The sequence below is a fragment of the Yoonia sp. R2331 genome, assembly GCF_041103235.1.
Lineage (GTDB): Bacteria > Pseudomonadota > Alphaproteobacteria > Rhodobacterales > Rhodobacteraceae > CANMYO01.
Genome location: NZ_JBGCUN010000002.1, coordinates 237,329 through 248,659 on the forward strand (window position 1 = coordinate 237,329; position 11,331 = coordinate 248,659).

Below are 11,331 nucleotides of genomic sequence, written 5' to 3' on the forward strand. Positions count from 1 at the left end.
CCCTGGGCTTCTTGACCTAAATCAACGCGCGCGGCGCTTGGGTCTGCGAAGCTCCTTCTGAAAGGAGCTTCGCAATGACCGATCCAACACATGCCTTCGATCAGGGTGATTACCCCTACGCAGACCGTATGAAAAAGGCAGAATACGAGGCTGAAAAGGCGGCGCTTCAAGTCGAGCTGTTGAAAGTGCAGCACTGGGTGCAGGACACCGGCCAGAAATATGTGCTGTTGTTCGAAGGTCGCGATGCCGCCGGCAAAGGCGGCACGATCAAACGCTTCATGGAACATCTCAACCCTCGCGCCGCACGAGTTGTCGCGCTGAACAAACCTAATGATGAAGAGCGCGGACAATGGTTTTTCCAGCGCTATATCAGGCACTTGCCGACATCTGGCGAAATCGTGCTATACGATCGCTCTTGGTACAACCGCGCGGGTGTCGAACGGGTCATGGGCTTCTGCGAGCCGAACGAATACCTCGAATTCATGCGCCAAACGCCAGAATTTGAACGCATGCTGTCGCGCTCTGGTATCCGGCTCTTCAAATACTGGTTTTCGGTGACCCGCGATGAACAGCGCCGCCGGTTTGCTTCTCGCGAAACCGATCCGCTCAAAAGGTGGAAACTCTCCCCGATTGATCGCGCCAGCCTTGATAAATGGGATGACTACACCGAAGCAAAAGAAGCGATGTTCTTTTACACCGACACCGCCGATGCCCCTTGGACCGTCATCCGCTCAAACGACAAGAAACGTGCGCGGCTGAATGCGATGCGCCACTTTCTGTCCGAACTCGACTACCCCGACAAAGACACGGCGGTGGTCCAGCCCCCCGATCCGCTGATTGTGCACCAGGCAGAATCCGTTGTTCACGCCGCTGACCACATTCTTGCGGCCTCGGTTCACCCCAAAACCCGCAAATCCGGCCAATAGGAAAGCGAAAGATGTCTCACGTCCCTCATGAACTACACGAAGAATTCCCAGAATTTCAGGATCAGCTTAGTGCGCTAAAGCAGGCCGATGCGCATTTCGCCAAGCTCGCTGACCAATACCACGACGTCAATCGCGCGATTCATCGGGCCGAAACAGATGTCGAACCGACGGATGACCTGAACCTTGTCACGATGCGCAAACAACGCATGACGCTCAAAGACGAGATTTACGCACTTTTGTTGTCAACTGTCTGACTGTCCCAGCATCTCTCTGAGCTGATACACCAATGTTAGTGCCTGTTTTGGTGTCAAATCATCGGGCAGCACATCACGCAGCACATCTTCCACTTCTGATGGTTTGGCGACCGTCGGTGGGGGCGCTGGCGTAGCCGCAAACAGCGGCAAATCGTCGATGACGGCCTTTCGCCCTGCCCCGCCTTCGCGTTCGCCCTTCTCCAGTGCATCCAAAACGACCTTGGCGCGCTCTACCACCACATCTGGCAATCCAGCCAACCTCGCCACCTGCACGCCGTAACTGCGGTCGGCCGTGCCTTTGCGCACCTCGTGCAGGAAAATCACGTCGCCTTCCCACTCCTTGACGGACACCGTTGCGTTGTCCACGCCGTCCAGCTTGCCCGCCAACTGCGCCATCTCGTGATAATGCGTGGCAAATAATGCGCGGCAGCGGTTCACATCGTGCAAATGCTCCAACGTGGCCCAGGCGATCGACAAACCGTCATAGGTCGCCGTGCCGCGCCCGATTTCGTCCAAAATCACCAGTGCCCGATCATCCGCCTGGTTCAAAATCGCTGCGGTTTCGACCATTTCCACCATAAACGTCGACCGCCCGCGAGCAAGATCGTCAGATGCGCCAACCCGGCTGAAGATTTGGCTTACGATGCCAATGTGGGCCTCTTTTGCTGGCACCCAGGCCCCCATCTGCGCCAACACAGCGATCAAGGCGTTCTGGCGTAGGAACGTCGATTTACCAGCCATATTCGGCCCAGTCAGCAACCAAATGGACTTGTCGGAAAGGTCGCAATCATTGGCCACAAATGGGGACCCATCCTTTTGAAGCGCAGCCTCAACGACAGGATGGCGACCCCCGATGATGTCAAATGCCCGACTATCGTCGATCACCGGCTTGGTCCAGTTTTCACGTGTTGCCACGGTGGCCAAACCTGTTGCCAGATCAAATTCGGCAAGCCCACGAGCCATTGCTCCCAACGGCCCCGCCTGCGCCAAAATCGCGTCAGTTAGGCCGGAATAGAGTCTCTTTTCAATCTCAAGCGCCCTGCCCCCGGCATTCAAAATCCGCGTTTCGATCTCGCTTAACTCGACCGTGGTAAAGCGTACCTGGTTTGCCGTCGTCTGCCGATGAATGAACGTTTCATTGAGCGGTGGCGCCATCATCTTGTCGGCATGGGTCGCGGTGGTCTCGATGAAATAGCCCAGCACGTTGTTGTGCTTGATCTTAAGGCTTTGTATGCCAGACAGCTCAACAAACTCGGCCTGCATCTTGGCGATCACGCCGCGCCCTTCGTCGCGCAACAGCCGGGCCTCGTCCAATTCGATGTCATAGCCCGTCGCGATAAACCCACCATCGCGCGCCAAAAGCGGTGGCTCGGCAATCAGCGCCGCATCCAAAAGGGCCAAAAGGTCGTCATGACCCACCAGCGCCTGCCCTGCCTCGGCCAAAATCTCTGGTAAATCGCCTGGCAATGCCGTGGCAATTCGCCCGGCCTCTTTAATCGAGTTTCGGATTGCAGCCATATCTCGCGGCCCACCGCGGTCCAACGCCAAGCGCGACAAGGCGCGGTCCAGATCATGTACGCCGCGCAGATAGTCGCGCAAATCCTCGGTCCAACGGACCTGTTCGACAGCGAAACTGACGGCATCTTGCCGCGCCTGTACCGTTGCCCTGTCGCAAGACGGTGATGCCAACCGACGTTCCAACAGTCGTGCGCCCCCCGCTGTGACTGTCTGATCGACCGCGCCCAGCAATGATCCGGTACGGCCCCCCGCCATTGCATGGGTCAGTTCCAGTGATCTGCGGGTCGCTGCGTCGATCTGCATCGCTGCCCGCTGCCCCTCCTGCACCGGTGGGCGAAGTAGTGGCAAATTCCCTTTCTGGGTAATATCCAGATATTCGGCCACCGCCGAAAGTGCGGCGATTTCGGCGCGGCTGAACGTTCCAAAAGCATCCAGCGAGCCAACTTTGTACAGTGCGCACAGTCGTTTTTCGCCACTGGTGCTGTCAAATGCTGCCCTGCCCAAAGTGGACAGCGAAGCGCCAGATTCAGACACTAACGCGGCGAAATCGCCCTCATCTCCATCTGCAACGATCACTTCCTTTGGTGAAAGCCGCGCCAATTCTGGACCAAGGGCAACCCGTGGGCAGGTCATCACATGAAACGCCCCGGTCGAAATATCGACCCACGCCAAAGCGCTATCGTCGCGAACCTGTGCAAAGGCCGCCAGATAGTTGTGACGCCGCGCGTCCAGCAGCGAATCCTCGGTCAGTGTGCCGGGTGTCACCAACCGCACCACGTCGCGTTTGACGACAGATTTGGAACCGCGCTTCTTTGCCTCTGCCGGGTTCTCCATCTGCTCGCAAACAGCGACGCGAAATCCCTTGCGGATCAACGTCAGCAGATATCCCTCCGCTGCATGCACCGGCACCCCACACATCGGAATGTCGTTGCCGTCATGCTTGCCGCGTTTGGTCAATGCAATGTCCAGCGCGGCAGAAGCGGCCACCGCATCATCAAAAAACATCTCGTAGAAATCGCCCATCCGGTAGAACAGCAACGCATCCGGATAGCCGGATTTCAACTCAAGATATTGCGCCATCATCGGCGTCACAGCGTTCATCAAATCCCCCCGGATTGTCGCGGCCAAACCTAACGGGCCGATGTTAGCGACGAAAGTCGAAAACGAACCCGTTGCGGCCTGTCGCACCATGTCGCAAACTGGTCGTCACGTCAGGGAGGACGACAATGGCCGGCACGACCAAACACACCCGCGAAGATGCCCTCGCGTTTCACCTCAATCCGACGCCTGGCAAGTGGGAAGTCGCGGCAACCGTCCCGATGACAACGCAGCGCGATCTGTCGCTGGCCTATTCCCCCGGCGTCGCGATCCCGTGCGAGGAAATCCACGCCGACCCTGCCACAGCCTACGATTACACCAACAAGGGTAATCTGGTCGCCGTGATCTCGAACGGGACGGCCGTGCTGGGGCTTGGCAACCTTGGCGCGCTCGCTTCAAAACCGGTGATGGAGGGGAAATCCGTCCTTTTCAAACGCTTTGCCGACGTGAATTCTATCGATGTAGAGCTGGATACAGAGGACACTGACGCCTTTTGCAACGCTGTGCGCCTGATGGGTCCAACCTTCGGCGGCATCAATTTGGAAGATATCAAAGCACCCGAGTGCTTCATCATCGAACAGCGCCTGAAGGAAGAAATGGACATCCCGGTCTTTCACGACGACCAACATGGCACCGCCGTGATCTGTGCCGCCGGTCTGATCAATGCGCTACACCTTTCGGGTAAGAAAATCGAAGACGTCAAAATCGTGCTGAACGGGGCAGGGGCCGCAGGCATTGCCTGTCTGGAACTGGTCAAGGCGATGGGTGCAAAGCATGACAACTGCATTATGTGCGACACCAAAGGCGTAATCTATCAAGGCCGGACAGAGGGCATGAACCAGTGGAAATCAGCACATGCTGCCAACACCTCTGCCCGCACGCTTGATGACGCGATGAAGGATTGCGACGTCTTTCTAGGCGTCTCAGCAAAAGGGGCCGTGACGCAGGAAATGGTGTCTAACATGGCGGAAAACCCTGTTATCTTCGCCATGGCCAACCCCGATCCAGAGATTACGCCAGAAGATGCGCATGCCGTCCGCGAAGATGCAATCGTCGCTACCGGGCGCTCTGACTACCCCAATCAGGTCAACAACGTCTTGGGTTTTCCATATCTCTTTCGTGGCGCGCTCGACATCCATGCCCGCGCCATTAATGACGAGATGAAAATCGCCTGCGCACATGCGCTGGCCAATCTTGCCCGCGAAGAAGTACCGGACGAGGTCGCCATGGCTTACGGCAAGAAACTGACTTTTGGTCGCGACTACATCATCCCGACACCTTTTGACCCGCGCCTGATCCACCGGATCCCAACGGCAGTCGCGCAGGCTGGCATGAAAACCGGCGTCGCGCGCCGGCCCATTGTGGACATGGATGGTTACGAAGAGTCCCTGAAATCCCGGATGGACCCGACGCAATCCATCTTGCGCAGTCTGAATGCCCGCGCGCGGCAGGCGCAATCCACTGTGATCTTTGCCGAAGGCGACGACAACCGTGTGCTGCGCGCTGCAGTCATGTACCAGCGGTCCGGCCTTGGCAAAGCACTGGTTGTTGGCCGCGAAGCGGACGTGGCCGAACGGTTAAAATCCGAAGGCCTGGGCGACGCCGTGAAAGAGCTGACCGTCGTAAATGCAGCAAATACCCCTGATTTAGACACCTATAAGGACTTTCTATACGACCGCCTGAACCGCCGCGGTTATGATATGCAAGACGTGCACCGTATGGCTGCGCGGGACCGGCATGTCTTTGCGGCGCTCATGCTTGCGCACGGTCATGTTGACGGGATGGTCACGGGTGCGACCCGCAAATCCGCCCATGTATTGGAACTGATCAACCACGTCTTTGACGCCGATGCAGCACACGGGGCCGTTGGCGTTTCCGCCGTACTTCACAACGGCAAGATCGTCCTGATCAGCGACACGCTTGTGCACGAATGGCCCAGCGACGAAGATCTGGCCGATATCGCCACTGCGGGGGCATCTGTCGCCCGCGATTTGGGCCTTGACCCACGCGTGGCGTTTCTGTCGTTCTCGACCTTTGGTTACCCGGTCTCGGAACGCGCAGAAAAGATGCACAAGGCCGCAGGCGTGCTCGATGCGCGCAAAGTCGACTTTGAATACGAGGGTGAGATGACAGTCGATGTCGCCTTGAACCCTGCAGCACAGGCGAATTACCCGTTCCAGCGGCTCACTGGCCCCGCAAACGTGCTTGTCGTGCCCGCGCGCCATTCCGCCTCGATCAGTGTCAAGCTCATGCAGGAAATGGCAGGTGCCACGGTGATCGGGCCAATATTGTCCGGCATCGATAAGCCGATTCAGATTTGCTCGACCGTTTCGACTGTGAATGACATCCTGAACATGGCTGTGATTGCGGCTTGTAAAGTGGGGTAGCCAATGGCGATCTGGAATCTGGGATCGATCAACGCTGATCTGGTCTATGCCGTACCACACATCCCGCAACCGGGCGAAACCCTGTCTGCCACGGGGTTTGAGACGTTTTTGGGCGGAAAAGGTGCCAACATGTCCGTCGCTGCCGCGCGCGCCGCAGCCACCGTGCATCACATTGGCGCGGTTGGGGCAGATGGCGATTGGGCCACATCGCGGCTGATGGAATATGGTGTTGATACCCGGTTCATAACGACGGTGGATGCCCCGACGACCCAGGCGCTGATCTTTGTGGATGCCGCTGGTGAGAACATGATCGTCCTGGCCCCCGGCGCAAATGGTGAGATTCCGCAAGCGACTCTGCAATCCGCGCTGTCAGTCGCCGAGACAGAGGATTGGCTGATTATCCAGAACGAAACCAACCTACAGCGCACGGCAGCTAAACTGGGCCACGATATGGGGCTTCGTGTCGGCTATGCCGCTGCGCCCTTTGATGTCGATCGGGTGCAGGCGGTGCTGCCGTTCCTTGATTTCCTGATCCTCAACGCGGTTGAGGCTGCGCAATTGAAAGAGGCGACAGGAAAGTCTCCGGAAGAGCTGGGGATCGAAGATGTGATTGTCACATTGGGCGCTGACGGTGCCGATTGGTATGGCGACAGCGGACACCAACACTTTGATGCGATCAAGGTTGATCCTGTAGATACGACCGGGGCAGGGGACACTTTCACCGGTTACGTTCTTGCTGGTCTAGATCGTGGAATGCCGATGGCGCAGGCCATAGGTCAGGCGATGCGCGCGGGTGCGTTGATGGTCACCCGCCACGGGACAGCGGATGTGATCCCTGATCTGTCAGAAGTTCAAGCCTTTCGCCCTTAGGGCGGACAATCTGCCCATCTTTTAGGGTCAGGAATGATTGGCAAAGGGTGCCGCTGATCCCCAAAGCTGCAGCACACGCTGATCACGGCCACAGGCATTGCGATAGAATTTGTATGCATTGGCTTGGGTTTTTGGACCGCGCCGGGTCAGAATAATCTGGCTACCCTTGTAGTAATCCTGATGGATCGCTTCGGCGTTGGTGAACGTGCTGGCGCTCAGGATCGGTGTCACAATGCTCTGCCCCAAATCGCGCTGGGCCTGTGCTTTGGCCGCCTCTGCTGCCTGACGTTCTGACGCGTTGGCTGCGAAGACGGCTGTGCGATAGCTTGGCCCCCGATCACAGAACTGCCCACCGGCATCCGTGGGGTCAACCGACCGAAAGAACATGTGCAGCAATTGGGCATAGCTAACCTGATCGGCGTCGTAGGTGATTTGCACGGCCTCGTAATGCCCTGACCCCTTCAAGGTTTCATATGTTGGGTTGGATGTCGTCCCACCGGTGTAACCGGACACCACCTCGGACACGCCTTGCACACGCTCAAAATCGGATTCGATGCACCAAAAGCATCCGCCCGCAAAGGTCGCGACCTGCATGTCGCGGGCTTGCGCCGGGGCAGATTGCAGAATGAACCCGATACCAATGGCAAGCGCCAGCAGAACAGATTTCAGCGTTTGGGTTTTGATGCACATATCACCTCTCCTTTGTCGGCAGTCTTGGCGACAGGGCGGGTGTCAATCAATTCACCGGCGCGTGATGTCACGGGCAGTTTACTGAATGGAATAATTCATTTTCGGTCGCTCTTGCGGACGGTGGTTAACGCATCTTAGGGTTCGAGGATGCACGTGATGTGCATGGTTTGTGTATGGAATGTGCATCATGAAAATCGCAATGTGGTCGGGGCCTCGCAACCTGTCGACGGCCATGATGTATGCCTTTGGGGCCCGCCCGGATTTCGCGGTCTGGGACGAGCCATTCTACGCCCCATATCTTGCGGCAACCGGCATCGATCACCCGATGCGGCACCAGATATTGGAGACACATGAAACCGACCCAGCACGCGTTGCCGCGCTTTGTGCTGAGCCCGCGCCGCGTGATGAACCACACATTTACATGAAACACATGCCCCACCATATGGTCGATGATTTTCCTCTCGATTGGGCCACCACCTGCACCAATCTCCACCTCATCCGCCACCCCGCGCGGGTCATTGCAAGCTACGACGCAAAGCGAGATTCGATCACCTCAGACGATCTGGGTTTTCGCCAACAATGGGAGGTTTATCAACAGCTTGGTGGTCAAGTGATTGACAGCTTTGACATCCGAAGTGATCCCGAACCTGCCCTTTCCGCGCTGTGTGACACCATTGGTCTGCCATTTGATCCCGCAATGCTGTCCTGGCCTAAAGGGGGGTGCGCCGATGACGGTGTCTGGGCCAGTCATTGGTACGGTGCGATCCACAACAGCACCGGTTTTGCCGGGCCGGAAGGTCCGCTGCCAGTGGTCCAACCGCAGCACGAAGAGATCTTTAACGAAGCGATGTCATATTACGACAAATTGCACGCACTTCGTCTGCGACCTTAGGAATTTCCGAAACTATTTCCCGTTACACACGTGATTGTCCAAAGCACGCAGGAAGGCTTTGTTTTGTGACAAGTGTGATGTTTGATCCCGGGGCCTGCGCCCCAGGGATCGTTACTTCAAACGACGATCACGGGCTGCCAAAAGTTTCAAGCGCAGCGCATTCAGCTGGATGAAACCCTGTGCATCGGTTTGATCATATGCGCCGGCATCATCTTCGAAGGTCACATGTGCCTCTGAATACAGGCTATGATCCGACCAGCGCGCCACCGTCCGTGCAGATCCTTTGTACAGCTTCACGCGAACCGTACCCGTGACATGTTCCTGGCTCTTGTCGATCAACGCCTGCAACATTTCCCGCTCTGGCGAGAACCAGAAGCCATTGTAGATCAGCTCTGCATAGCGCGGCATGATCGAATCTTTCAGATGGCCAGCGCCGGAATCCAGCGTGATCTGTTCGATTCCGCGGTGCGCTTCTAACAGAACCGTCCCGCCGGGTGTTTCGTAGATGCCGCGAGATTTCATGCCGACAAAGCGGTTTTCCACCAGATCAAGACGCCCCACGCCATGGGCGCCACCCAGCTCATTCAGCTTGGTCAGGATCGTCGCAGGCGACATCCGCTCGCCGTCAATGGATACGGCATCACCACGCTCAAACCCGATCTCGACCATCTGTGGGGTGTCCGGCGCATCCTCTGGATTGACGGTGCGTTGATAAACGTATTCCGGCGCTTCATCGGCGGGATCTTCCAGCACTTTACCTTCGGACGAGGTGTGCAGCAGGTTGGCATCCACGCTAAACGGCGCCTCACCGCGTTTGTCCTTGGCAACAGGAATTTGGTGTGCCTCTGCAAATTCCAAAAGCTTGGTGCGGCTCGACAAATCCCACTCGCGCCAAGGTGCTATCACCTTGATTTCGGGGTTCAACGCATAGGCCGCAATCTCAAACCGGACCTGATCATTGCCCTTGCCGGTCGCCCCGTGGGACACCGCATCGGCCCCTTCAGCCGCTGCAATCTCAACCAGCCGTTTAGAGATCAATGGCCGCGCAATGGAGGTGCCTAGCAAATACAGCCCTTCATAAAGCGCATTGGCGCGGAACATCGGAAAGACGAAATCGCGGACAAACTCTTCGCGCAGGTCTTCGATATGTATGCTGCTGGCGCCCATCATCTCTGCCTTTTTGCGGGCCGGCTCCAACTCTTCGCCCTGACCAAGGTCGGCGGTAAAGGTCACGACTTCGCAGTTATATTCCGTCTGCAACCACTTGAGGATGATCGAGGTATCGAGGCCACCAGAATAGGCAAGCACGACTTTTTTCGGAGCGGACATGGGGCAGGGCCTTTCGCAGATCTATCGCGTGGCGCGATAACGGGTTTGGCTGACAGGGGCAAGGTTTCTAGCGTTGACGCCCCAATGCAAATGCGGCACCACAACCAAAACGCGAAAGGGCAGCGCGATGGCATTTCAATTGGTCAAGCATGCAATCATGCTTATTCTCCGCAATCTGTGGCCCGCGTTCAAAGCGACTTTTGTTCCGTTTGCGGTTCTGGCGGGCGCGGCAGGCCTCTTGATCTGGCTGCGACGCGACGCGCTCGCGAATTTCCCGATGGGGCCCGAGAGCATGCAAACGGCCCTCTTGCTCATCCTGATCTTACTCCCGCTTGTGGTCTTTGTCTTGTCATGGGTCGCCGTGACTTGGCACCGCTTTGTCTTGCTAGAGGAAGAGCCGGGATTCTTCCCTGCGCTCAAAAACCGACCGGTCTGGCGCTATGTCTGGCGGTTGCTTCAGGTCGGTCTGATCTATGTGGTGTTCTTCTTTATCATGAGCTTCATCAGCTCACTGATCGTCCTGCCACTTGTACAGCTGACGGGGTCGTTTTTCATCATCACGACGCTTTGGTCGATCCTGATCAATATCATAATCGGGATCATCTGGTTTCGGCTTGCCTTGGTTCTGCCCGCGGCGTCGGTCGGCAAACCGATAACGATATCTGAATCCGTCGATGCGACGTCAGATATCGGCCGCACATTAATCGGGGTGATCATCATCCTGTCGGTGCTGCAAATCGGCCTGAGCTACGCGATTCAGTCCATCAGTTTTATGAGCCTTAGCGTGGCAGACATTCTTTCGCTGGTCCTGCAATGGTTCACCCTGTTGCTGGGGATCAGCATGCTGACAACTCTATACGGCCACCTTGTCGAAGGGCGCGATCTACCCCAGTAAATGCCGCGCCACGAAGTCCGCGTCGCCTTCGTTATACACATTCTCAACCGCAAACTCCGGTGGCACCCAGACTGCCGTATGGCTCGGCTCTGACGGGGGGCCCAGCCGCCGCACGGGCAGGGCGGTGAAGATGTGGCAGACCTTCTCGGCCCACATGTCGTATTCCGGCATAAACGTGAAACGGCGGAACATGCCCAGCCGCCGGGGCCGGGCGATGCGCCAACCGGTTTCCTCAAACACTTCGCGGTGGAGCGCCTGAATGGCCCCTTCGCCGGGGTCAATGCCGCCGCCGGGCAGCTGCAATTCATAGTGCGGATCGTCCTGCCACGTCAGCAAAACCTGCCCATCGCGTGGCAAAACCGCATAGGCCCCGGCCCGCACTTGATACCGTTGCCCTGCAATCGGGGCGCTGCCATACCGCCTGATCATAGCTTGCCCCCTTGGACCTTGCCTTGCTCTGCCTATATAGGCG

General features: G+C 57.3%; 10 protein-coding genes. 6 read left to right on the top strand and 4 right to left on the bottom strand.

Going from position 1 to position 11,331, the window contains the following annotated elements:
• Positions 1-74: 74 nt before the first annotated feature.
• Both ppk2 and AB3Y40_RS15930 read left to right on the top strand, forming a co-directional pair.
• Positions 75-926, top strand: a complete 852-nt coding sequence (gene ppk2, locus AB3Y40_RS15925) for a polyphosphate kinase 2 (RefSeq protein ID WP_369439865.1) — start codon at positions 75-77, stop codon at positions 924-926.
• 11 nt (positions 927-937) lie between these two features.
• On the top strand, positions 938-1,180 hold the full coding sequence (locus AB3Y40_RS15930) for a YdcH family protein (protein ID WP_369439866.1): 243 nt from the start codon (positions 938-940) through the stop codon (positions 1,178-1,180).
• Here the strand turns inward: AB3Y40_RS15930 and mutS are convergent.
• Complete coding sequence (mutS, locus tag AB3Y40_RS15935; RefSeq protein ID WP_369439867.1) at positions 1,169-3,799, bottom strand: DNA mismatch repair protein MutS; 2,631 nt, start codon at positions 3,797-3,799, stop codon at positions 1,169-1,171. The two genes, AB3Y40_RS15930 and mutS, sit on opposite strands and share 12 nt — an antisense overlap.
• Before the next feature lie 125 nt (positions 3,800-3,924).
• Here mutS and AB3Y40_RS15940 point away from each other — a divergent pair, with 125 nt between their 5' ends.
• Together AB3Y40_RS15940 and AB3Y40_RS15945 are read left to right on the top strand one after the other, a co-directional pair.
• Complete coding sequence (locus AB3Y40_RS15940) at positions 3,925-6,183, top strand: NADP-dependent malic enzyme (protein ID WP_369439868.1); 2,259 nt, start codon at positions 3,925-3,927, stop codon at positions 6,181-6,183.
• A 3-nt stretch (positions 6,184-6,186) separates the two neighbouring features.
• Positions 6,187-7,053, top strand: coding sequence for a ribokinase (locus AB3Y40_RS15945; RefSeq protein ID WP_369439869.1), 867 nt, complete (start codon positions 6,187-6,189; stop codon positions 7,051-7,053).
• A 27-nt stretch (positions 7,054-7,080) separates the two neighbouring features.
• Here the strand turns inward: AB3Y40_RS15945 and msrA are convergent, their stop codons facing one another.
• Positions 7,081-7,743: a peptide-methionine (S)-S-oxide reductase MsrA gene (gene msrA, locus AB3Y40_RS15950; RefSeq protein WP_369439870.1), complete on the bottom strand. Its 663-nt coding sequence runs from the start codon at positions 7,741-7,743 to the stop codon at positions 7,081-7,083.
• 187 nt (positions 7,744-7,930) lie between these two features.
• On the opposite strand from msrA, the gene AB3Y40_RS15955 reads away from it, so the two are divergent.
• Positions 7,931-8,635: a sulfotransferase-like domain-containing protein gene (locus AB3Y40_RS15955; protein ID WP_369439871.1), complete on the top strand. Its 705-nt coding sequence runs from the start codon at positions 7,931-7,933 to the stop codon at positions 8,633-8,635.
• Positions 8,636-8,746: 111 nt separating this feature from the next.
• Here AB3Y40_RS15955 and AB3Y40_RS15960 read toward each other — a convergent pair whose 3' ends face one another.
• Positions 8,747-9,964, bottom strand: a complete 1,218-nt coding sequence (locus AB3Y40_RS15960) for an argininosuccinate synthase (RefSeq protein ID WP_369439872.1) — start codon at positions 9,962-9,964, stop codon at positions 8,747-8,749.
• Between the two features lie 157 nt (positions 9,965-10,121).
• Here AB3Y40_RS15960 and AB3Y40_RS15965 point away from each other — a divergent pair, with 157 nt between their 5' ends.
• A complete protein-coding gene (locus AB3Y40_RS15965; RefSeq protein WP_369439873.1) occupies positions 10,122-10,859 on the top strand; it encodes a hypothetical protein in 738 nt (245 codons plus the stop codon).
• Here AB3Y40_RS15965 and AB3Y40_RS15970 read toward each other — a convergent pair.
• Positions 10,848-11,288, bottom strand: a complete 441-nt coding sequence (locus tag AB3Y40_RS15970) for an NUDIX hydrolase (protein ID WP_369439874.1) — start codon at positions 11,286-11,288, stop codon at positions 10,848-10,850. The genes AB3Y40_RS15965 and AB3Y40_RS15970 overlap by 12 nt on opposite strands.
• Positions 11,289-11,331 lie beyond the last annotated feature (43 nt).